The following is a 22,941-nucleotide window of genomic DNA, read 5'->3' as shown; positions in this document are numbered from 1 at the left end:
GGCAGAGCCTGAAAATGGGTCAAGGGACGAGTCCCTTGCGGGTACTTAGGGCAGAGCCCTAAGCCCTCGGAGAGCTTATCGTGATCAATATCTACAGTTTTCAAGGTTCAATTGAGCCTTATTTATTTGACTCGTTTTTCCATACATCATTTGACACTATCTACTTCTAGCAGACAGTTCAAAGCTGCCGAGCATAAGTTACCCGGCAGCTCTAAACAAAACTATATTTTTCTATGATGGAGAATGCTTTTTTGCGTATCTACAAATCCTCCGTCATCGATTATTTCCCCAGTAAATCAATGCCAGTGCGCCGGGACCGGTGTGTGCTCCGATGATAGGGCCAATATAAGCAATACAAATCTCAGAATCCGGGAATTGTTCCAACAACCTTTCTTTCAGCATATCTGCTGCTTCAGGGTCATCGGCATGACCTATCAGAATCGATTTACCAAGTTCAGGTTTCCAGCCCTGTTCCATTCGGGCAATCTGAGTGGTAACAGCCTTTTTTCTTCCACGAGGTTTTTCCACTGCTTGCAGCTTTCCTTCGCTGTCCACATGAAGCAACGGTTTGATCTGCAAAGCCGTTCCCATTGCGGCTGCGGCACCTGAAACCCGCCCGCCATGTTTCAAATGGGTAAAGGTATCAACCGTAAACCAATGACATACCTCTAATCGGTGTTCCATGACCCAAGAAGCCAATTCATCAATAGACAGTCCTTCCCTCTGCTTTTTCGCAGCTTCTCTGACTAAAAACCCTTCACCCACTGCGGCAGCAAGCGTATCAATGCAGATGATTCTTCTTTCCGGATATTCCTGCTGTAGTTCTTCAACCGCTAAAAACGCAGACTGATATGTACCTGACAGACCAGAGGAAAAACAGAGATACAGAATATCGGTTCCCTGTCGCAGACAGGGTTCAAAATGCTTAAAATAAATCGTTGGGTTGATTTGTGAGGTCGTTGCAAAATTCCCAGCTCTTTGCAAGCGGTAGAACTCCTTGGCTGTGATTCCTTCCGGGGAACCATATGAGTATTCTGTTCCGCCGATCTCAACATTCATAGGAATCATTTCAACAGATGGCAGACCTGCGGTTAACTCCGGTGCGAGATCTGAGGTGGCATCTGTGAAAATTTGATAGCCGTCCATCACTTCTTACACCCACTACAGCCCTGACAAGCAGCCCACAGCTCATCGGCCTTCGGCTTCCAGGTTTCTGCATAAAGTGTAGTCTTATCACACAGATGGTCAACACTTTCCGGGGACTGATACTCGGTAGAATGGGCACCGGATTTCTTTACCATGCTACGCAGACATTCAGGATTTTCCAGCATAGGACACGGCTGGAACATATTATCATTAAAGGGCTGACCGTCGTGATAGGCCATAAACAGCGGAGACTGATATGCTTCCAGCAGGGTCTTTTCACGGATGTTGGAGTCAGAGTAATGGATAAAAGCGCAAGGCTCAATGTCACCATTGGCATTGATATGCAGATAGTTGCGGCCACCAGCAATACAGCCGTTTACAAATTTCGCATCATTCTGAAAGTCAATTGTGAAAATAGGCTTTGTGCTACGGTATTCGCAGATGCGGTTATACATCTTTTCACGCTGGTCAGGAGACGGGAGCAGCTCCACAGCGGAATCGTTGCCCACAGGCATATAGTGGAAGAACCATGCGAACTTCGCACCGCACTCCACCAGATGATCGAAGAACTCATCCGAGCTGATGGAGTCGATGTTCTTGCTGGTATAGCACCCAGATACGCCGAAAGGCAGCTTCTTTTCTTTCAGAATCTTCATCGCCCGCATAGTAGCCTGATAAGTACCCTTGCCACGGCGGAAATCAGTAGCTTCCTCGAAGCCTTCAATGCTGATGGCCGGGTAGAAGTTCTTCACCCGCAGCATCTCATCGGCAAACTTCTCATCGATAAGGGTACCGTTGGTAAAGGCAGAGAATACGCAGTCAGGATGCGCTTCACACAGGCGGAGCAGATCGTTCTTGCGTACCATAGGTTCACCGCCGGTGTAGAGGAACATATAGGTTCCCAGTTCATTGGCCTGATTGATGATGTCATCCAGTTCCTCATAGCTCAGATTCAGCTTATTACCGTATTCTGCCGCCCAACAGCCGGTGCAATGAAGGTTGCAGGCGGAAGTGGGGTCCATCAGGATTGCCCAGGGGATATTGCAGCCGTACTTTTCACGATTAGCCACCTGCTTGCGGCTGCCTAAGAGAGATGCATTGACAATAAAATTGCGGAAGAACACTTTGCGGACTTCAGAATCAATGTCCGTCCAAAGGCTGTTGATCAGGCGCATCCAGTTGCTGTCAGGCTGCTCCATCACCTTACGGATTTGCTGGCGCTGTGTGAGATAGAGGTTATCCTTATCGAACTTATCCGCCCAATCTAACAACTTGGGGAATGCTTCCTGCGGATTGCTGTCAACATATTTCAGCACTTGATTGACGGCGAAAGCCTGTGCGCTGTCTTTAATAGAATTACTCATGGTTTTGTCTCCTTTTGTCTGGCTCTGTGATAACTGTGGTATTGAATTGTTTTACGCTGATTATTATTTCCCGTTTGCACTTCGGACAGTATAGCGGAAAATTTTCAAGTACTGTATTATCACAGATTTTAATTCTCGTTTTGTTGTTGCAGTTGGGGCATAATAGCCATTCGGTTTTTTTCATTCTTTGTTTTTCATCAGATAATAGAATATCTATGGACAATTACATTTACAACTCACGCAGTTTCCACCGCCTTGTAGAAACCATTACACACGCGCCCACAATGAGTACTGTTAAGACGATGTAGGAAAGATAGACGCCATTTAGTGCTACTTCATACACATCATAGTACCGCAGAGGGGTCAGATAATCCAAGAAACGATTCCCTGTGTACTCGGCAGTAAAGGCCAACACATAGGCGGCCAATACGAAAACCGTACCGGCGCGTACCGCGGCCTTATAAGATTTGAAAAGGCTGGCAAACAGCAGACCCAAGGCAAAAAAGAGAAGCTGGGTAAAGAACATTCCCATCGTTGTGGAAAGCACCGCTCCCGGCTGATCCAGACCGCCCAAAGGAAGAACGATCGTGAAATAATTGCACACGCCGCTGAACAGGGCGAACACCAGCAGGTTCACTGCTGAAACGATCACCTTCGCCAGAACAATGGTTTTCCGCTCCACAGGCTTTGTGAACAGGTATTCGGATGTTCCAAATTTCTTTTCCCTCGCCACACAGGACAGGCCCAGAGAGATTGCATAGGCAAAGGCCAACAGCCCCTCCCAAAAATAGATACACGCGTACCAACCAAGGGCAGTCGTGAGATCCCCTTTCACACCGAACATGATCATGATCAAGCGAGGAAATTGGCCGACTGTCCGGGCCATCTCATCCAGACTGTCCTTCAAGGATAAAAGTTCAAAATAGCAGAATCCGCACAGCAGTAACATGATCCCCAGCCAGATCAGCAGGGTCTTTCTGGTTTGGCGGAATTCGTTTTTCACCAATGTTTTCATCTTTGCACCCCCTCATGAGCGGAACTGGATGTCTTTTTTCAAAAAGACACGATAAGACAGCACCAAAAACAGGGCAAACAGCAGTACACACCATCCCAAGTAATCCAACTCATAAAAGCCAGATTTGGAAATCTCAGCCGCACTAAAGAACGAGTACGGGGACAGAAAACTAATGGCACGGTTGCTGACAATGTTGGAGAAGCTGGTGACGCAGTACTCGACAAAGACAATTAACCCGGCAGTCAAAAGTGGGCTTCGATTGCGTGAAAATAGAATTCCAACCAAAAGCCCCATAGCTGCAAGGAACAGCGTGACCAGCATGAGGGAAAGAGCAATCAGAAAGAACTCTCCCCAGTCAATGCCGGAGCGGAACAGGGCCAGCGCCAAAAAAGAGGCGAGAAGATATACCATGCTCACGACCACTACGCCGAAAAAAACCGTGAACGCCTTTGCCCAGTAAATCGTTTTTCGGGTATGGGGTTTTGTAAACAGATATTCAGAGGTTCGCTCCGAGCACTCCTTGGTGTGAATGGCGATACCGAAGTGCATCCCGAAAATACCGGACGCAATCATAAAAAAGCTGGTAAGAAACGCATAAATGCCCAACGGTGAGGTCAGATATTCCATGGACACACCAACGCCTTTGTAAAAATCACTCGTACCCAGCGTTTCATAGAGGTCTCCGGTGGAAACATCCATAAAGCTGTAATAGGTAGGCGTCATCACAAAAACACACAGAGCCAAGGCGATGGCCCAACCCAAAATATATTTGCGGTGCCTTTTCAGTTCATATTTCAAAATGACCATGCCTGACACCTCCTTACGCATAGTAGTGCATGAAGATTTCCTCCAAAGAGGGCTCTTCCAAAAGCACATCGTCCAAATGCAGCAGGTGAAGCTTGTCAATAATCGCCGTGATATTTCCGTTATACATAAAGGAAACAGAGGTCTTATCCGCAGTCTCCGCATAGTTCGCAATGCCGGACAAATCAAAGAAATCGCGAGGGATAGCCTCCTTTGCGCTCAGAGAGACTTTCTTATAGCCGCTCTCACGCAGTTCTTTGATGGACTGTATGCCAATAAGCTGTCCCTCTTTCAGAATGGCCACCCGGTCACACAGTTTCTGCACCTCACTCAGCACATGGGAGGAAAAAAACACGGTAGCGCCCCGGCTGTTTTCCTCCTTCAGAATATCATAGAAAGCCTGCTGGATCAGTGGGTCTAATCCGCTGGTGGGCTCGTCCATAATAATCAGTTTGGGCGAAGTCATAATGGCAGACACGATACCCACCTTTTTCTTGTTGCCCAGAGAAAGGTCTGCAATCTTGCGGGACAAATCCAAATTGAGCCTGTCGGCAAGCTCCTTCATCTTTGTCTTGCAGTCCATGCCGTACAGATCGGCGGTGTACTGCAAAAGTTCACGGACTTTCATGTTTTCGTAATAGCTGTTCTCGCTGGGCAGATAGCCCACATCCCTGGCGATGACGCTGGCCTTGGAGTGACAGTCCAAATCGAAGATAGATGCGCTGCCTCCGGTGGGACGGATCAGCCCCATTAGGGTGCGGATCGTGGTGGACTTACCCGCACCGTTGGGGCCGATAAAGCCGAAAAACTCTCCCTGGTTGACAGAGAAACTGAGGTTATTGATTCCTCGATGCTTCCCATAGTGCTTGGTCAATTCATTCAAGACAATCGCTTGTTCACTCATTTCAAATACTCCTCCTTATAAAAATTTTTCCGCAGAATTGCGATGTTCTTCTCAAAATCCTCCATGACAGCCTGAAAATCGAAAGCCGCCGCCCCCCGGTACCCGGCCACATAGCCCTCGGCCATCAGAAGCAGCATCTGAAAGACCGGCTGGGCATCCTCTGGGTCTTTGAATTTCAAAGCATCCTCTTCCCGCAGAACAAGATCGTTTCGGAATCTGCCGGTCTCCTCCGTCAGGATCGCCAGCGTATCCGTCACCTCGGGAGAATTTTCCTCCCAGGCACTGGTAATAAACTGCAAGATAAAAGGCTGATTTTGGAGCCCCTCCATTTTCATGCGGCTGGATGCCAGAATCCTGTCGAACAAATCTGTTTCGGAATCGAGGGCTTCCTTATCAAATAGTCCCTCTATGATTTTCTTGCAGTATTCCAGCAGGTAAATGTAGAGCTGCTTTTTACTGCCGAAATACTGAAACACAGACGCTTTGGAAATGTGTGCGGCTACCGCAATATCATTGATTGAGGCTTTTTCATAACCAAACTTGCCGAAGCACTGGAGCGCCGCATTGAGAATGGTCAATCTCTTTTCTTCGGTCAGGGCCAAAAATTTGTCCAATTCATTTCCTCCTTTTTACACAATAACCGTTTCGGTTATTTAGAGTATAGCACCAATAACCGAAACGGTCAAGTATTTTGGAGTATGATTCAAAAGTTTTCTTTTTATACTGTTAGACCAACGAAGATTAGTCTCGAAAGTACCGGTGTGTTCAAGTCAGCAGTTGCACGAAAATGTAATTCGTTCAAATACTACTACCTGAAATATAAAATTACATTGGGTGATGTCTATGAAATTTGAACGCGATGAGCGCAAATTTGATTTCCACGATATAGGGTGCGAGATAAAGCGCAAAAGAGAAACCAGCGGGATGACACAGGATCAACTGGCCCTTATCATTGACCGTGATCCCCGCACCATCATATATAACGAAAACGACGGTCAGCATCCGAGCTTGAACACTTTTTATCAGATGGTGACAATGTTCGATATATCGGTGGATCAGTTCTTTTATCCAGACATGAGCGCAGATGACGCTTGCAAAAAGCGCATCAATACACTTGCTGCATTAACACTTGACCGATTCGGTTATTGGTGCTATACTCTGAATAACCGAAACGGTTATTGTGTAAGAAGAAGGAAATGAATTGAACAAATTTTTGGCCCTGACCGAAGAAAAGAGATTGACCATTCTCAATGCGGCGTTCCAGTGCTTCGGCAAGTTTGGTTATGAAAAAGCCTCAATGTCGATTCTGTTATATTACGCATATCGCAGAAAATTAAGTAAGAAAACTGCCAATGACAAAGAGTAAGTTATACCCACGTTATGAAAGGACGTGCTATGAAGGATTCATTGAAAAAAGGATTGATAATAGGTGCTGCCGGTAGTGCGATTTGTGTGCTTTGGCATCATCTTCTAACCAAAAAGATGATGCAGCTCGCCATGGATCGGGTTGCGCCGCAGGACAGAAGCAACGGAAAAATGCGTGTGTCCGGTTCACCTGAAATGATAGAAACCACTGAAATTGTAAAAAAGGCAGCTGGTCAGCTCGAAAAAAGCGGCTGTGACGTGGTGGAAATCACTGCTCACGACGGAATTTCATTGATTGGGCATTGGTGTCCCTGCGAAGAACCGAAAAGAACTATAGTTGCCATGCACGGGTGGCGTTCCTCCTGGTCACATGATTTTGGTCTAATCGCAGATTTCTGGCGCAATAATCATTGTTCTGTACTCTACGCAGAGCAGCGGGGACAAAATAATAGCGGCGGCGACCATATGAGTTTAGGTTTGCTGGAACGCTACGATTGCCTGGCATGGACAAATTGGATAAACGAGAAAACAGGAAAAAGCATTCCCATCTATCTTGCCGGGGTATCCATGGGTGCAACCTCTGTGCTAATGGCGTCCGAACTGGAACTGCCGGATAATGTATTTGGAATCGCAGCGGACAGTGCATTTACTTCGCTCCATGCAATTTGGAAACATGTCTCCGAAAGCAATCTGCATATTCCTTATGCTCTGCATAAAACAGGTGCCGATAGGATGTGCAAAAAGCGCATCCAAATGGATGCTGATGCTGCCTCAACTACAGAAGCGTTGAAGCACTGCCAAATTCCTGTTCTTTTTGTCCACGGAACAGATGACCACTTTGTTCCAGTTGAAATGACATACGAAAACTATAAAGCCTGTACATCAGAAAAGCGTCTGCTGATTGTTCCGGGCGCTGACCACTGTATGAGCTATCTCGTAGGAAAAAGCACCTACGAGCGCATTGCAAAAGAGTTTTGGGAATTTTGCGAACAGCGGAAAAAGAATCCGTAGATTTGAGTTTGAAGGGGGGGGAATCATTATGCGCCAGCGTTGGCTCCGTGTCTTATTCCGTAGAAGGATGTTGACGATACTCCTGCTACTTTTACAGGTATATTTTCTTATATGCCTTGTACTTGGGGGAAGTCAGCTTTCCCGAAATTTCAGTCGCCTACTGACAATCGTCAGTATCATTGCGGTGCTTTATATCGTTTCCCAGAAAGACAAAGGCGCCTACAAAACTGCATGGGCGATCCTGATCCTAACCTTCCCGTTGTTTGGTGGACTGATGTATCTTTTGTCTAATGCACAATCCTCGAAATGGCGCTTTGCAAAAAGTGTCCTCCATACACAACAAAAGGCAAAACCACTCTATGCACTCCCCGGCATTTGCTATGAAAGCGCAACAAAACAACTGCCTGAATATTACCCTCAAATTCATTACTTGCAGGAATACACGGGGTTTCCAATATATGCAGATACAGAAACACATTACCTTACACCGGGTGAACGAAAGCTGGAAACACTTTTGGCGGAACTTGAAAAAGCCGAGAAGTACATATTTCTGGAATATTTCATCGTGCAGGAAGGCGTTATGTGGAACAGCATCTTGGAAGTTTTGAAGCGAAAAACCACGCAAGGCGTAACTGTGCGACTGATTTATGACGATATGGGTTGCTTTCTCACTCTTCCGAAAGACTACGCAAAGCAGCTAAAAAAACACGGTATCCAGTGCGCCGTATTCAATCCCTTCCGACCTGTTCTGACCGTAAAGCAAAATAACAGAGATCACCGAAAAATAGCGGTCATTGATGGAAAGGTGGCTTTTACCGGAGGTATCAATCTGGCAGATGAATACATCAACGCCATTGAGAAACACGGACACTGGAAAGATGCAGCGATCATGCTGAAAGGCAAAGCCGCATGGAGTTTCACACTAATTTTTTTACAGACGTGGGAAATTTGTACCCATACAGACGAGGACTACGAAATCTTCTACCCATGGAAAGAACAAGAGTGCCCTGTTACTGCAAAGGGGTTTGTTCAGCCATACGCTGACAGTCCAATGGATGAAGAAAATGTGGGCGAACACGTTTACCTGCATATCTTAAACAATGCAAAGAAGTACGTGTATATCAACACCCCATATCTGATTGTCGATGATAGTATGCTTTCCGCTTTGCGTCTTGCGGCAAAAAGTGGTGTAGATATACGCATCATCACACCCCACCGCTGGGATAAATGGTGGGTACACATGACCACACGCTCGTATTACCGAGAGCTGATAAAATCAGGCGTTAAAATCTACGAATATACCAATGGTTTCATCCACTCCAAAACCTTTGTGTCCGATGACCGTACTGCAACAGTCGGGACAACAAATTTGGATTTTCGCAGCTTATATCTGCACTATGAATGTGGTGCTCTGCTCTATGAGGCCAAAGCTGTTATGGAAGTCAAGGAGGATTTTCTGCAAACGCTGGAGATATGCCAACAGGTGACAGAAAAGGATTGCAAAACAAATATCGTAGTGCATCTGCTCCAGGATATACTGCGGCTATTTGCACCACTAATGTAAGGAGGGTCTTGAATGTTTGAAGATATTGAAACACACAAAAAATTATCAAAGTGGATTATCGGAACGTTTACAGCCTGCATTTTGATTTATCTTGGCATCCGACATATTAGTCATGTAGCTGATGCCGTGATGTGGTTGAAAGACCTGCTGAACCCACTTTTAATTGGATTGATTTTGGCGTTGTTTCTGAATGTTCCGTTGGGGGTTATTGAAAGACATCTGTTCCCCAAACATCCGACATCTAGGAAAACGAAAATGCGCCGCCCGCTTGCGATCCTGCTTTCATTTATTTTGGTGATAGGGGTCTTTGTCGGTGTTGCTTTTCTTGTTATTCCCGAATTGATCGATGCAGTATCTATTGTCATATCATCCTTGACGAATGGTCTGGATCAACTGGTGGCATTTGAAAGCACGGCTGACTATTCTAAAATCCCATTCGGAGAACAGCTGTCCCAAATTGATATTGATTTTCTTGAACTGAAAGACAATTTGAATGAATGGTTGAATCAATTGGGAACCACCATTATGGACACTGCTGCTTCCGCATTTGGAAGCGTGGTTGCGACGGCAGTCGATTTTGCGATTGGTCTTGTGTTCTCAATTTATATTTTGGCCAATAAGGAGAAATTAAAAAGTCAGATCACCCGAATTGTCCGTGTATGGATTCCAGCATGTTTTGCCGAGCGGGGCATTCATGTGGCAGCTGTCTGTGAAAAAAACTTCAAGCTTTTTGTAGCAGGGCAAACGACTGAGGCAATAATTTTAGGCAGCCTGTGTGCAATCGGTATGTTAATTCTGAGAATACCATATGCGCCGATGATCGGTGCGCTTGTTGGGGTAACAGCACTGATTCCCTATGTCGGTGCCTGGATTGCTACACTTGTGGGTGCATTTTTGATTCTGACAGTCAATCCTTTTAAGGCACTGGTATTCATTATTTTCCTGCTTACTTTGCAACAGATCGAAGGAAATGCAATCTATCCGAAAGTTGTGGGCGCAAAAATCAACCTTCCTGCCATGTGGGTTTTAGCGGCAATCACAATAGGTGGCAATCTGGCTGGACCAATCGGTATGTTGCTTGGCGTACCTGCCGCAGCAGCCACTTACGCTCTTTTGAAAGAAGCAACCGATAAGCGGGAAACGCATCTGAAAACACAAGAAAAAGAGCAGATGGGTAATTCACATAAACAGAATATATCCTAAAAAAATTATCTCAAGATAAAAACTCATAGTAGGGTGTAAGGACTCATGATATAAAAATATCAAGGGTCTTTGCGCCCTATTCGTTTTTTATATTACAAAATCGGCATTATCATACCTTTTAGCGGGCATAATAAGGTTATTCCTCAAAACAAATCGGCACGATACAATGTTATTGAGGTGAATGATTATGCCGATTGACGATTTAACCGCTTTGGGTCAAATAATGCGGGAGGCCCGAAAGAAAAAAGACCTGACACAGCAGGAGCTTTCAGATCTGAGCCATGTTTCTGTAAAACAAATTGCCAACATTGAAAAAGGGCAGATGAACCCTTCCTATTTGATTTTAAGAGCATTGGCCAAGGTTTTGAACATCTCTCTGGACTCTCTAATAAATCCGGATGTTTCTCCAGAAGATGAGGGAGCCAACCAGATGAAAATGCTTTATTCCAGTTGCCCGTCAGAAATGCGTGAAACCCTGCTGCACCATACACAGGAGACCATGCAGGAATTAACAGAACTATCTAAGAAAATTGAAGCGAATTGAGCCAGTGAGTGAAATTTGACGGTTTCCTCTCTGGCTCTTTTCATTTCTGCAAAGAAAGCGGCAAGCAATGCTTGTGGCTATCCAGATAGCCCCACGCGCTTGTTGAGGGAAGTCCCCCAAGCCCCCTTGGAACACAGATTTTCAATCTGTGGCTGCGCGTTTTTGCAAACGCTTTTGACCGCGACCAGCTCACCGCTGGCCGTGGTCTTTTTCTTTCTGTTGCGGCTCGGTCTGCTCCATCGCCAGGACCCGATCCACGTTGTTCTTGACCGTCAGCAGCTCCCGCATGGCGGCGCGGGCCTGCCGGTACTCGGCGTAGGCCGTTTTCTTATCCGCCAGCAGCTTGGCATACTCGGTCTGAAGCTCCTTGATGGTGGTCAGCTTCTTCACATTCAGCTCGTTGAAGGCTTCCTTGGCGGCCTGGTGCAGCAAGATTTCCTCCTCATGTTCCTGCCGGAATTTCCTTGAATACCCGGCCTTGCGGTAGGCCACATAGGTCTCGCGGGTTTTGGCGTAGTTGACGATGTGGGTGCGCAGCACGGCAATCTCGGCCATGCGCTTCTCGGCGGCCTTAATCTGATCGGACAGCGCATGGTAGCCTACTGCCTTTGCAACGGTTTTCAGTTCATCGGCGGCGTGCTGCCTTTGCCAACTTTGCGAATACTTCCGGCTCTTTTCTCTCTGAACGCTCAAATACTTCATCAGCAGATTTGCAAGGCCGGGGGATTGTTGCGGCTGTTCCGGGGCGGTTTCCCACGCTTTGAACAGGTCGGCAATCCATTCTTTGAGCTTTCCAATCTGCGCTCGGATTTCCCGTATAAGGCGGTTTGCCTTTTGGATATTCCGGTTCAGTTCGCCTTTCTCGGTGGCAATACCTTTCTTCTCCATCTGGCAAGCCGCCACGCCCATGTGGACGGTGGGTATCTCGCCAATGCCGCGCTCGGCGTTGCTGCGGTGGTCGATACGCTCCGGGCTTCCGGCTCGTTCAAGGTAGGCGTTTGAAATATCCGCCCATGCCTTACGCCACAAGAGGGCGTTGCCCTTGTCGTTCCAGCCGGTCAGGTCAACTTTGTGCGTCTTGTATCTGCCGCTTGGCAAGCGGATACGCTCGCCGTTTTCATCAAGGTCATATTCCTTTTGGGACTTTGCCGCCCATGCGCCGCGCTCGTCAAGGGGGCGCATGGTAAGCATGATGTGACAATGGGGATTGCCCTTGCCGGTGTCGTGAATGGCATAATCAACGCACATTCCTCTGGAAACAAATTGAGAGGAACAGTATTCCCGGACAAGCCGGATCTGTTCCTCTCTGGATAACTCTATGGGGAGCGCCGCGTCAATCTCTCTGGCAAGCTGGGCGTTCCCGGCTTTCTCGTAAAGCTCCACGCTGTTCCACAAGGTTGAACGGTCAGAGAAAGAGGGCGGGGCGTGGGGTGGCAGCATAATTTCCGTATGGACAACACCGCCTTTGCGGGTGTAGTCGTGTGTCATTCCGTCCCACTCATTTGTCAGCTTTTCGCCGCTTCGGTAGGCGGCTGCGGCAACGGCTGATTTGCCCTTGCCCCGGCTGACAATGCTGATATTACAATGATAGATGGCTATGGGTATCACCTCCCGGATAAAATGAAAACCCGCAAAAATGGTACAGACGCCAAAGGCGGGTATACTGTTTTTGTGGGTGTGCAGGGATAGCCGCGTAAGCGGCGCAAGGGGTGCAGCCCCTTGTTGCGGCAAAGCCGCCAATGTCGGTCAGAGAGGGAAGCAAGCGGCTTTCTCTCTGTGCCGACAAGCCCTCGGCAGAGCGCACGCACCCGTAAGGGTGTATAAGTGCGCCCTTTGTACCAAAGGGATTATTCGCTTTTCCCGCCCTCGGTGCGTTTTTTCAGATAGCCCCGCGCTTCCTCGCTCGTCAGGGCAAGCCGGAGAAAGGCGGCGGCTTCTTCGTCGGTCATGGTCTTTGCTTCTGGCACAATGCTCTCAAAGACCGCACCCCGGACGATCAGCCGATGGCTGCGCGTCCTGCGTTCCTCTTGGGATAACTTTTGCCGCAACACCTTTTCCCGATTTTCAAGCTGCCGGATTTTCTTCTTCCCGTCCTCAATCTCGGCTTGCAATTCCTCGCGTTTTTTTCTCTCGGTTTCGTCATGGGTGGTCACTCCTTTCTACCTGTCGGCACAGAAAAAGGACAGTCGATTTCCTCGGCTGTCCTTTTGATTAGGGTGTTTGGTTTACTCCGTTCTGCTCAATAAATGGGAATATTAAATATCAATACGCCCTTTAATACATTCCTATTAAAACATCAGCTTCGATTGTCAAATGTGTGAGAGTACGCCAATCAACGCAATCTTTTTCAACGCAAAAGAGAAGCGGCGTCATTTCAATAAACGACATTCTTTGTTCTGATGACAACTGTACGGTGGCTGAAACCGTTTCTCTTGAAATGGTTTTAAGATATTTCTCAAAATATTCAACGACAGACTCATTTGAATAATCTGGATTTTTCAAGTGTGCTTGCACTTTAGTCCTGATTTCCCTCAAATGATTTTTCGTAGGAATTACTTTCACAACATATCCGTTAGGAGATAGCAATCGCTGAAATTCTTTGTAGTGTGCAGGCGAAAATATGTCTAAAATACAATCCATACTTCCGTCTTTCAAAGGGATTTTTGATAAGTCAGTAACAAACCACTTCACTGCTTTGCGCTTGTCTTTTTTTGATGCAATCTGTATTGCCTCCCTTGACAAGTCAAAGGCAAAGATGTTTCGTTCTGTTCTTTGCTGTATCTGCCTTGCATAGAAACCCTCGCCGCAACCAACATCTAAAATGTTTCTTATAGATGGCGTATCAGAAATAAACTGTATGATTTTCTCCAACACAACATCATACATGCCATACTCCAAAATTTGGTGCCGGTTGTCAAAAGACCGCTTGCTGTAGTTGGTTTTGGGCGATGATTTTAACAACAAATTTACATACCCATATCTTGAAATATCAAAGCAATGTCCATGTCTACAAATTAGGCTATTGCCTTGTATATCCATTGATTTTGTGCAAATTGGGCATTGAAAATAAACCTTGCTGTCTGCAAAGCGTGATAAATTATTATTCATTTGTTTTTCCTCCGTAATTACATCTCTGCTTCAATAAGCGAGTTATGCAATACGGATAACCGCAACATAACTCGCGGTTTTATCTTAATCTCATAAATGTAACCATTGTGTTGTCCTCCAATCAATTCCGCAGTATTACTCTGCTTTTAGAAAAAGTATAGCACAAAACTATGAACATTTCAACTCTATTTCAGCCTGTCGGCGACGTTGCTCTCTCTGGCATACCGCCGCGCCGCTTCCCGCCGTTCCTCGCTGTATGGGGCGGTCAGACGGAAAGAGAAGCGGCCTTTCTCAATGTCAAACTCCATGCAGCCCGTTTCCGGGTCTGCGTCGGTCTGGCGGCACACATCGGGGTGCTGCTCGGCATAGGCGGCAAGCCGCTTCTTCAAGTCGGTGTTGTGGGTACGGATATGGATCAACGGGTCTTTCTCATCAAACCAGATGTCTGTGACCTTTTTTTGCTTGGGAAGCCCTGTTCGCATAAACTCTCCTTTCTGCGCCCTCGTTTGGAGAGAGGGGCATTTTTGAGGGAATTTTCCCGGCTCTTGACTTGGGGAAAATGGGGATTTTCAAATAGAAACCGCCCCGGCGAACCATTCTTCGTCCGGGCGGTTCCTATCGCGTGATTTTCGTTTTTTCCGGCTCTTGACCGTCCTGCAAGCTGTCGGCAAGTATCACTTTGAGCAGCTTGTCGCGGAATGTTTCTGTGCCGCTGTGGTTGAAAAACAACTCCGCAACGATGGTCTGTCCGTCCCTCTGTGTCGTGATAACACTGTCGGGGGATTGAGGTGTCCCGTTCTGTTCTGCCATAGGCGGCTCCTTTCTCTGGGTGCAAAAGAGGGATTTCCCGTAGCCCGGAAAATCCCTCTTGGTTGTCAGTATTCGGTTTTACTGTGCGGGTGCTGCGGCGGCTTCCTGTGCCTTTTTCTTTGCCCGGTATTCCCGTGCTTTCATGCGGTCATACTCCCGTCGCTTTTCAAGGTTACGCGCCCGGTACTCCCTTGAATACTGCCGGTGGTAGGCGCGGCTCTTTTCCTTTTGGGCTTCCTCGATTTTCTCCCGCATTTGCCGGATTTCCTGCTCCGTTGGCTCTGTAAGCTGTGTCACTTCGTTCTCAAATTTGCCGATATAGTTGAAATATATCCCGATGTGCTGAATGGCTTGTTTTGCCCTTTTCTTGTCGCGCTCATGCACTTCAATCCGGCTGATAAACTCGTTGAGAATGGCGGGGGTCAGGTCGGTAAAGGCAGCGTAGCGTTCCGTCAGCTTCAAAAACTTCTGCGCCCGTCCGCCCGCGTTCTCAAAAGCGGATAGCTGCTCTTGCAGCTCGGCAAGCTCCGCTTTCAGCGCATAGTATTCTTCTGAATACTTCTGCGACATTTGCTCATAGCGGTCTTGCGGGATCGTGCCGAGGGCGTTGTCCTCATAGAGCTTGTTCAGCACCTTGTCAATCTGTTCAAGGCGCGTCGTGATTTGCGGGATACGCTTCTGCTGTTTCTTGGTCTTGTCGGTCTGCTGCATGGCAAGGTTCTTTTTCACTAAGGCTTCAAACTCCGCCCGGTTGCTGATAGAGTAGTCCTCGATTTTCTTCAGCACTTCCGCGACGGTCTGCATGAGCAAATCCGCGTCAATGATGTGTGGGGAATGGCACTTGGGGTTTTTGGCTTTCCCCTTGTGGTACTCGCTGCAATAGGCAACGTGCCGCTTGCCGCCGTTTCTGTAATCTATGCGGATGTGCATTTTTGCGCCGCAATCCTTACAGAAAAGCAAGCCCGACAAAGGGTGGATTTCCCCGTCCCCGTTGGGGCGTCTGACGGGCGCGTTTTCCAAAATCCGCTGTGCGGTTTCAAAGTCGGCGCGGTCAATAATCGGCTCATGCACATTTTCGGTTATCTGCCATTGGCTCCGGTCTACATAGTGGTTCCGCTTGTCCCGGAAATGCTTTGTAGTCTTGAAGTTGACTACATCGCCGCAATACTCCTGCCGCGTAAGGATATGGGTCAAGGTGGCTTTGTTCCACTTGTAGCGGTTATCCTCATTGAGCGCCTTGTTTTTACACGTTCCCCGTCCCCGGTCTTTCATGTAGAAAGTGGGGGTAGGGATTTGCTCGTTTTTCAGATATACGGCGATTTGGTTGCGGTTCTTCCCGCCGATAAACAAACGGAAAATAAGGCGCACAACCTCGGCGGCTTCCTCGTCGATTATCCAAAAATCCTTGTTGTCCGGGTCTTTGACATAGCCGTAGGGGGCTTCGGTGGCAATCGGCTTTCCGCTCATGCCTTTGGTCTTAATGCCCGTTTTCACTTTCTTGCTGATGTCCTTTGCGTACCACTCCGACATGATGTTGATAAAGGGCGCAAACTCCAATGTGTCGGGCTTCTCGCTGTCAATGCCGTTGTTGACCGCGATAAAACGCACGTTGTTCCGTCTGAATATCTCCATAGCGTTGCCGACTTGGAGATAGTCGCGCCCCCAGCGGGTAAGGTCTTTCATAATGCAAACGCCGATTTTCCCGTTTTCAACGTCCTCCATCATGCGGGAGTAGGCAGAACGGTCAAAAAATCTGCCGCTTTCATCGTCGTCGATGTAGTGCCGGATATTCGTCAGCCGCTGCCCTCTGGCGTAGTTCTCCAAAAAGATTTTCTGGAAAGAGATTTGTCAAGGGTGGATTAGATTAAAATAACCCTCGCGCAAGTGATGCACGAAATCGACGCAGTAGACTTTATATAAATCTCTGCGCCGATTATTTCGCCTAATATCTTGAATAATTAAAGTATGTTACGAGGTCCTTTGCTTCTTATGCACAAACCAAGCGTTACCCTCTCAGAATTCCATCAACACACACTAATTCAATATGATTAAAAAAATATTGTTTAATCGAATCAGAATGATCTACTACGATTATCGTTCTTCCTTTTTGTCTTATACGATCTAGGTATCTCACAACGCAAAAAATCTCGTCGTTACTCAATCCTTTGAAGGGTTCATCAATTCCAAATATGTCTGCCCTAGAATTGATAGCTTTTAAAAGTTTGATTCGAATATTTTCACCCCCGGAAAGTGTTGATATGGGCTGTCCGATTTTCAGATGCCCTAATAGCAAAGAAGACGCTTCTTCTAAGGAGTGTGATATTTTATCGTCTAAATGGGAAAAAAACTCTTTTGCTTCATCAATTGTCATATTCCAAACATCGAATATGCTTTTGCCATTGAGCTTGTATTTTTGAAGTATTTTATTGAACCCTGTGCCATTACATTCTTTGCATTGGAGTTGTATTTTGGCATCATATCCTGTCCCAAATTCTACATATCCGGCTCCCATGCAAACTGGACACATTCCTTCACACCCAGTTAAATTAGAAAAAAATCGTCTATCTTTTTTGTGCTTATTCGCAAATAAAGTCGAAATCCTTACAAAAACTCCCAAAGCTGTGGCAACAGAAGAATTTTTATTGCCCAATAAGGGTTTCTGATTAATGTATAAGTATTGCTCAAAATACTGCGGGAAATATTCACGTAATAAAGTGGATTTTCCAACTCCGGAATGACCGGTAATTAGATTCAGACAGCCTTTTCCAATCTTAATATCTACGCCGCTATATGCATATATTGAGTTGTTTATTAAAACATGAATGTTTTCCTTCGCGGGTGCGACTTCCATTTTATTTACAATCCGTTGCTTTTCTAAATAGCTATTTGCATCAATAAGATGCCCACCTAATGATCCACCTTTCTCGCCTAATGCAATAATTATTCTTGCACTATCCGCAAAAACATCACTATGATCAACAACTACTACAGTGTGTTTTTCAGATAAAGCTGTAATACAATTATAGACGGAAGCTTTTTCTCTGCCAGACAATCCGGCTAATGGCTCATCCAAAACCAACAGTAAATTAGATAATTGCGTATTTAGCACTTGAACCATTCTTAATCGTTGAAGCTCGCCCCCCGAAAGAGTAGGAATTGATCTATGAAAGCACAAATGCCCTAAATTTAGTTCAACAGCTTTTTGGACAAACTTATTTATATTATTTAATGCAAATGTTAAGTTGCTATCTACTATTGTGGATATCATTCTTTTGATGTGGTGTTGAAGTTGCACAAATGGCATCATCATAAAGTCGCCAATAGATACGCCAAGAAGTTTGTATTGATCATATTGAGATGAGTATTTTTTTCCGTGACAATATTCACATGTGATATCCGAAAAATATTGCGGAGAAGGTATAAATTTTGCCATCATGGGTTTTTCGGTCATAATCCCAAAGTACCGAGTGCTTCTTCTTGAAAATCCGGAACTCTTTTTATACCGAACAGAATATTTTTTTTCGCTTTCACCATAGAGAATACAATGCTTTTCGTCAGCTGAAAGTTGGCGGAAGGTTTTCTTGCTATCTATTCCATTATCCTCGCAAAACTGTTGGATTATTTGAGCATAGAAGTCCTTGTAACGGCTCCAACACCGAATAGGGTTTTTGCATAATGGCACATCATAATTAATAACTCTGTTTGGATCAAGTACTTTTACAGTGCCTATGCCATGACAATTTTCGCAAAGATTCTCCTCTTTGTTAAGCACGAAAAAATCTTCAGGTAAGCCTAAAACAGCAGAATAAATCAAGATAATACTTCTATTGATTCCAAAATAAGTCCCAATTGTTGAACGTATATTATTATTAAAATTTGATTGTTTAATAGGAACCGCTGGCACCATATTTTTATGCCCTTTTATACGATAGGTAGGCTCAGAAACATCGTCTGCAAACATGGACATAAATTCGTGCTGCCCTATTTGGGCAATTGTGTCGTAAGCCAGAGAGGATTTTCCACTGCCTGAGGGGCCAACAATAAGATTTATCCCATTGCACGCAAGTTGAATGTCAATATTCTTTAAATTATTTGTTTCAATACCCCAGATACTGATTAAATTATTCATGCTCAACCCCCTCAACATTTAGAAGTGTATATACAGTTTACTCATGTCCAATTAAAAAACAAGTGGTGGCTGCCTTCTAAAAGTGCAGCCACCACTAAAGCGGCTTTCGCCGACAAAAAGTATCCAATTGACGTATCAGTCGCTTGTTTGCTCGCTTACAATAATGCGGTACAAATCTCTAATAAAAAACTCCAAGGTCTTTTTGGAATGGACACAAAATCTTTCATCAATAGAATGAATCGTATTCCCAGGTTTAAGGTGCATTGCATTAATAGGACAGCCTCCACCGCAGATGCCTAAAGCCGGACATTCCATACACTCTTCGTGATTAATAGGAGTTAATTGAGACCACTCAATAAAATTTTTGTCCTTTACAGCAACAAAGTCGTCATCATCAATATGTGCCACAAAGTATTGCTTGTTGTGAAGACATCCATGGCATATTCCTACTTGACCATTTGGAGCAATCACAATCTGCCCACCAGTAGTTGCAGCGCAATCAGAAAAATAGACTTGAGCCTTAGAAAAAGATTTTAACTTGCGCATCATACGATCTTCATATATTCCGCGCTCTCGCAGTTCAATAAACTCATCAATGATAAACTGAGCTGCGGCCTCATTATAGCTTTGGGGAAGGACAAAGGTATCGCTCGACATCATAATGTTAAACCCAAAGGCTTTAACACCATAAGTGTCAACCAATTTCAAAATATCCTTCGTGTTTTTAATGGTTTCTTCGCTCAAAGTGACGGAGAGAGAGACATCAACTCCCATTGCTTTGCACATATCAAGCTTCTCTAGAATCCGAGAGAAAACAGGTTTCCCTGCAACATCTACCCGCATACTATTTGCTTCTTCTGTAAAACCATCAATAGAAATTGCGATTGCAACACCAAGCTCATGAAGTCTGCGAACCTTCTCTTCATTAAGAAGCAAGCCATTTGTTACCATCGACATTTCAATATTTCGAATACACTGTTCTTTCTCACGAAGCTCGTTGATTCTCGTAGCAGCATACTCCAATATCTCAAAATTAACCATGGGTTCTCCACCATAGAAAATTAAAACCGGTTTATTCTCTTCCACATCTAAACCGGATGCTTTAATTTGGCGGATAAAAAAGTTGATGGCTTTATCTGCGGTTTCGGCAGACATATTTTCCATTAAAAAATTACTTCGTTTGGCGCAATCATTATTTCCAAGAAAGCAATATTTGCAAGCCAAATTGCACTGCTCGCTCAAGATCATATAGCATACATTAACAGCAGGAGATGGAATTTTGGATCTCACAAATTGCAGAACCCTATCATCCTCATTCTCATCTCGAGTAAGTATCTTGAACTTAGCGAGTTCTTGAACTTCTGTGTAGATTCTTTCCGGAGCATTTTCTATTTTGTCACAAAAAGGGCTTGCAAGCCATGCCTGCAAGCCCTCAAATGCGTCTTTAGATAAATACACCGGTTTCATTCTCAATGAATGGTAGAGTGCAACTGCATCTCCCAAATCATAGGAATGGGTAAACCGAGATATATTTACCATTCGATTTCCCCCGTTTCAGGAACCGCACGGCAAGAGCATGCACAAGTGCAGGAATTACAGGCCACGCAAGCACAGCGGGCCATTACAACAGCCTCGTTGCAAATCATACCAAAGAGCTGCATATACTGAGCATTATTAGCACTCATCTCAAATTACCTCCCATTCAAAATCAGAAACACAACCACCAGAGCAAGAACACCGACAGTTGCACATACAACCAGTGCACTGACCAATGCAAGAAGCAGCGTACGAAAGTGCCTCCTTGCCGATGTTACCCAGCAGAGCTTCGTATGCGTCAGAACCAATACGAATCATAAGATTCCCTCCTTCCTCATCTATTTTCTCTTTCCTAATAATATAGCACTTTTTGTCAATTGTCAAGATACAAGGAATACGGGTTTTACAAGCCTTGAAACACACTATATATAGTATAAAAAGCGATATCAACAGCAATATATAGAAGCACGTTGCTGGGAACAAACGTAAAAAATCCAGAAAACCCTTTTGTTTCGGGCATTTTGGCCTTTATCGTATCTTTGGTATAAATTCTTTTTTAAGAGTTATCTCCTGTTTATCGCAGCAACTATATCGAGGCAATGCACGAACCATTATCGGTCTCGCTCTTTATCTTTTTTATTATGCCATATCTGCTGCTCCTTCTGCGCCTGACGCACCATTCGCCGCACAGCCTGCCGCTCCATATCTTCATGTAGCATCCGGGAAACCGCCTTTTTGCTGTCAAACAGCAGCAGAGGGTTGTACTTCTCGCCGTAAACTTGCTGTGCCCGATTCTCCGCTTCCTGTTCCTTGTTGGGACGAATGGCCTGTCTTGCTTCATAGAGCTGCACCAGGTCAAAGCCCTGTGCCTGCTCCCGAAGCCCGGCATACTCAGTCAGGGCAGCGTCCAGCTCGGCAGAATGCTTCTGTTCCTGTTCTTCCAGCCGTTTCAGGCTCTGCTCCATGGCGGCAATGTCTTTAGGAAATTTATCGGCGGCATCTTCCTCGGTATATGCCAGCGATGCCAAAAGCATATTTTTCTCCGAACGCAGTTCCTCCAAATCCTCTGTCAGAACCGCTATCTTAGCCGCCAGCTCCCGGTGTCGAAATACATGGACAGCAGAGAGCGCCTTTTTCTCGGTAAGCAGGCTGCGGCGCTCTTTTGTCTTATCCCGAATGTCCTTTGCCAGCTGGTTGTACTGTGTGAGGGCAGGGCGCAGGGTATTCAGTGAAGTGTTCAGACGCTCCTTGCCTTTGCGGAGATACCCCAGCTGATAGCAGAATAGCAACAGATTTTTTCGCAGATTTTCCATGGCCTCGGCAAGCGCCGGTAGGGTGCTTTTAACTGCCTGCGCCAGCTTTTTGACCTGTCCTCTCAGTTCCCGGAGCAGGGCATTGTCGGCCTTGATCTGCCGGTTCAGTTCGCACCGGTCAGAGATAATGCCCTTTTTCTCCATGGATCTGGCGACCACACCCTCATGGACCGTAGGCCGCTCCAACAGGCCACGCTCAGCATGGCTGCGGTGGTCGATGCGTTCTTCGTGCCCGGTGCGCTCTAGATGGCGGTTTGCCACATCCGCCCATGCAGCCCGCCACAGGACAAGCTGCTCGTCGCTGTTCCATCGTTCCGTGATGGGGTTCTGTCTGCCAAATTTGGTGCTTTTAGGGTACTTGGACACCCGTTCATAGCCCTGCGCCTGCGCTGCGGACGGGGTCATATACACCTTCTTTTTGCCCACCTTGTACTGATACTGCTTCTCCCAGCCATCGCCCTGTGCCTGTTTGAACTCAGCAGCGGTGAAGCCCCGTTCCTCGCCGTCTTTGACGCAGAGATATTCTTTCTCGGTCTTGTACTGCCATTTCCCCTTTTCATCCAGTGGGCGCACCGTCAGCAGAATATGGGCATGGGGATTGTGTCCGGGAGGATATGGGTCATGGATGGCAGCATCGGCGCACATTCCGTCTGCCACAAATTGCTCCTTGATGAAATCTTGCAGGAGCTGGATTTGTTCCTCCCGGCTCAGTTCTATGGGCAGCGCCGCCACAAATTCACGGGCAAGGCGGCTGTCCTTTGCGGTTTCGGTTTCCTCCACAGCATTCCACAGGGTTTCTCGATCTTGCCACTCTGCGGGGGCCGTGGCTGGCAGAAAAACCTGCCGCCATCCAAGTCCCTGTTTGCGGGTGTAGTCGTGCTGCACTCCGTCATACTCGTTGAGCATCCGGGAACAGCTCAGATAGGCCGCAGCAGCCACGGCGGAGCGTCCGGCTCCACGGCTGACCATCTTGGCCTCCAAATGATAAATCGCCATAAATCACCTTGTCCTTTCTGAAAGGGGTGCCCCAAAACAGGGCACCCTTGTTTTCGCTCAGTACGTCGTGAAATGCGACACACCACCAGCAGGGGCGGAACGATTCGTTCCACCCCTGTATCTGTGTCA

Annotated in this window: 24 protein-coding genes; 6 read left to right on the top strand and 18 right to left on the bottom strand. The window is 46.3% G+C overall.

Translation table 11 applies throughout. The features are described from left to right. Positions 1 to 273: 273 nt before the first annotated feature. Genes ACESYO_RS00285 through ACESYO_RS00255 form a run of 7 tightly spaced genes read right to left on the bottom strand, consistent with a single transcriptional unit; the run spans position 274 to position 5,847 of the window. Positions 274 to 1,146 carry a DegV family protein gene (locus ACESYO_RS00285; protein ID WP_002587448.1) on the bottom strand — a complete coding sequence of 291 codons (873 nt, stop codon included), beginning with the start codon at positions 1,144 to 1,146 and terminating at the stop codon, positions 274 to 276. Continuing rightward, a complete protein-coding gene (locus ACESYO_RS00280; RefSeq protein WP_002587447.1) occupies positions 1,146 to 2,510 on the bottom strand; it encodes a radical SAM protein in 1,365 nt (454 codons plus the stop codon). The genes ACESYO_RS00285 and ACESYO_RS00280 overlap by 1 nt, the downstream gene beginning before the upstream one ends. Then, on the bottom strand, positions 2,503 to 2,694 hold the full coding sequence (locus tag ACESYO_RS00275) for a cysteine-rich KTR domain-containing protein (RefSeq protein WP_373209100.1): 192 nt from the start codon (positions 2,692 to 2,694) through the stop codon (positions 2,503 to 2,505). Before ACESYO_RS00275 ends, ACESYO_RS00280 begins: the two co-directional genes overlap by 8 nt. Positions 2,695 to 2,739: 45 nt before the next feature. Beyond that, on the bottom strand, positions 2,740 to 3,525 hold the full coding sequence (locus tag ACESYO_RS00270) for an ABC transporter permease subunit (RefSeq protein WP_002587446.1): 786 nt from the start codon (positions 3,523 to 3,525) through the stop codon (positions 2,740 to 2,742). A gap of 12 nt (positions 3,526 to 3,537) precedes the next feature. Then, on the bottom strand, positions 3,538 to 4,332 hold the full coding sequence (locus ACESYO_RS00265) for an ABC transporter permease subunit (protein WP_002587445.1): 795 nt from the start codon (positions 4,330 to 4,332) through the stop codon (positions 3,538 to 3,540). 13 nt (positions 4,333 to 4,345) lie between these two features. Then, positions 4,346 to 5,233, bottom strand: a complete 888-nt coding sequence (locus ACESYO_RS00260; protein WP_002587444.1) for an ABC transporter ATP-binding protein — start codon at positions 5,231 to 5,233, stop codon at positions 4,346 to 4,348. Continuing rightward, entirely contained in the window at positions 5,230 to 5,847 is a 618-nt protein-coding gene (locus ACESYO_RS00255; RefSeq protein ID WP_349232194.1) for a TetR/AcrR family transcriptional regulator, read from the bottom strand. Before ACESYO_RS00255 ends, ACESYO_RS00260 begins: the two co-directional genes overlap by 4 nt. Before the next feature lie 229 nt (positions 5,848 to 6,076). On the opposite strand from ACESYO_RS00255, the gene ACESYO_RS00250 reads away from it, so the two are divergent. The 6 genes from ACESYO_RS00250 to ACESYO_RS00225 all read left to right on the top strand — a co-directional run bounded on the left by ACESYO_RS00250 (position 6,077) and on the right by ACESYO_RS00225 (position 10,920). Next, positions 6,077 to 6,433 (top strand): helix-turn-helix transcriptional regulator, encoded by a 357-nt coding sequence (locus ACESYO_RS00250; RefSeq protein ID WP_002587442.1) that lies wholly within the window; start codon positions 6,077 to 6,079, stop codon positions 6,431 to 6,433. A gap of 13 nt (positions 6,434 to 6,446) precedes the next feature. Beyond that, positions 6,447 to 6,599, top strand: coding sequence for a hypothetical protein (locus ACESYO_RS00245; protein ID WP_178139613.1), 153 nt, complete (start codon positions 6,447 to 6,449; stop codon positions 6,597 to 6,599). Between the two features lie 29 nt (positions 6,600 to 6,628). Further along, positions 6,629 to 7,609, top strand: coding sequence for an alpha/beta hydrolase (locus tag ACESYO_RS00240; RefSeq protein WP_002587440.1), 981 nt, complete (start codon positions 6,629 to 6,631; stop codon positions 7,607 to 7,609). A gap of 28 nt (positions 7,610 to 7,637) precedes the next feature. Further along, positions 7,638 to 9,173, top strand: coding sequence for a cardiolipin synthase (cls, locus tag ACESYO_RS00235; RefSeq protein WP_002587439.1), 1,536 nt, complete (start codon positions 7,638 to 7,640; stop codon positions 9,171 to 9,173). A gap of 12 nt (positions 9,174 to 9,185) precedes the next feature. Beyond that, the gene (locus ACESYO_RS00230) at positions 9,186 to 10,376 is read left to right on the top strand and encodes an AI-2E family transporter (RefSeq protein WP_002587438.1); all 1,191 of its coding nucleotides are present in this window, start codon (positions 9,186 to 9,188) and stop codon (positions 10,374 to 10,376) included. Between the two features lie 187 nt (positions 10,377 to 10,563). After that, positions 10,564 to 10,920 (top strand): helix-turn-helix domain-containing protein, encoded by a 357-nt coding sequence (locus tag ACESYO_RS00225; protein ID WP_016147209.1) that lies wholly within the window; start codon positions 10,564 to 10,566, stop codon positions 10,918 to 10,920. A gap of 189 nt (positions 10,921 to 11,109) precedes the next feature. Here the strand turns inward: ACESYO_RS00225 and mobQ (ACESYO_RS00220) are convergent, their stop codons facing one another. From mobQ (ACESYO_RS00220) to mobQ (ACESYO_RS00170), 11 genes are all read right to left on the bottom strand, one after another. Next, positions 11,110 to 12,528 carry a MobQ family relaxase gene (gene mobQ / locus ACESYO_RS00220; RefSeq protein WP_373209231.1) on the bottom strand — a complete coding sequence of 473 codons (1,419 nt, stop codon included), beginning with the start codon at positions 12,526 to 12,528 and terminating at the stop codon, positions 11,110 to 11,112. Between the two features lie 239 nt (positions 12,529 to 12,767). Beyond that, on the bottom strand, positions 12,768 to 13,073 hold the full coding sequence (locus ACESYO_RS00215; RefSeq protein ID WP_002584968.1) for a DUF3847 domain-containing protein: 306 nt from the start codon (positions 13,071 to 13,073) through the stop codon (positions 12,768 to 12,770). 121 nt (positions 13,074 to 13,194) lie between these two features. Beyond that, a complete protein-coding gene (locus ACESYO_RS00210; RefSeq protein ID WP_002584969.1) occupies positions 13,195 to 14,028 on the bottom strand; it encodes a methyltransferase domain-containing protein in 834 nt (277 codons plus the stop codon). 185 nt (positions 14,029 to 14,213) lie between these two features. Next, on the bottom strand, positions 14,214 to 14,510 hold the full coding sequence (locus tag ACESYO_RS00205; RefSeq protein ID WP_070087571.1) for a P-loop NTPase family protein: 297 nt from the start codon (positions 14,508 to 14,510) through the stop codon (positions 14,214 to 14,216). A 133-nt stretch (positions 14,511 to 14,643) separates the two neighbouring features. Then, on the bottom strand, positions 14,644 to 14,838 hold the full coding sequence (locus ACESYO_RS00200) for a transposon-encoded TnpW family protein (protein ID WP_022030172.1): 195 nt from the start codon (positions 14,836 to 14,838) through the stop codon (positions 14,644 to 14,646). 78 nt (positions 14,839 to 14,916) lie between these two features. Beyond that, positions 14,917 to 16,683 carry a recombinase family protein gene (locus tag ACESYO_RS00195; protein WP_373209230.1) on the bottom strand — a complete coding sequence of 589 codons (1,767 nt, stop codon included), beginning with the start codon at positions 16,681 to 16,683 and terminating at the stop codon, positions 14,917 to 14,919. Positions 16,684 to 16,843: 160 nt separating this feature from the next. Next, on the bottom strand, positions 16,844 to 18,967 hold the full coding sequence (locus ACESYO_RS00190) for an ATP-binding cassette domain-containing protein (RefSeq protein WP_087235287.1): 2,124 nt from the start codon (positions 18,965 to 18,967) through the stop codon (positions 16,844 to 16,846). A gap of 135 nt (positions 18,968 to 19,102) precedes the next feature. Continuing rightward, positions 19,103 to 20,506 carry a FibroRumin system radical SAM peptide maturase gene (locus ACESYO_RS00185; RefSeq protein ID WP_373209094.1) on the bottom strand — a complete coding sequence of 468 codons (1,404 nt, stop codon included), beginning with the start codon at positions 20,504 to 20,506 and terminating at the stop codon, positions 19,103 to 19,105. Continuing rightward, positions 20,500 to 20,613, bottom strand: coding sequence for a hypothetical protein (locus ACESYO_RS00180; RefSeq protein ID WP_242969733.1), 114 nt, complete (start codon positions 20,611 to 20,613; stop codon positions 20,500 to 20,502). Before ACESYO_RS00180 ends, ACESYO_RS00185 begins: the two co-directional genes overlap by 7 nt. A 40-nt stretch (positions 20,614 to 20,653) precedes the next feature. Further along, entirely contained in the window at positions 20,654 to 20,821 is a 168-nt protein-coding gene (locus ACESYO_RS00175; protein ID WP_087235290.1) for a FibroRumin family radical SAM-modified Cys-rich RiPP, read from the bottom strand. Between the two features lie 293 nt (positions 20,822 to 21,114). Beyond that, complete coding sequence (gene mobQ, locus ACESYO_RS00170) at positions 21,115 to 22,812, bottom strand: MobQ family relaxase (protein ID WP_373209091.1); 1,698 nt, start codon at positions 22,810 to 22,812, stop codon at positions 21,115 to 21,117. Positions 22,813 to 22,941 lie beyond the last annotated feature (129 nt).

Source organism: Allofournierella massiliensis (assembly GCF_964241245.1).
Classification (GTDB): Bacteria; Bacillota; Clostridia; order Oscillospirales; family Ruminococcaceae; genus Allofournierella; species Allofournierella massiliensis.
This window is presented reverse-complemented; position numbering and strand designations above follow the sequence as displayed.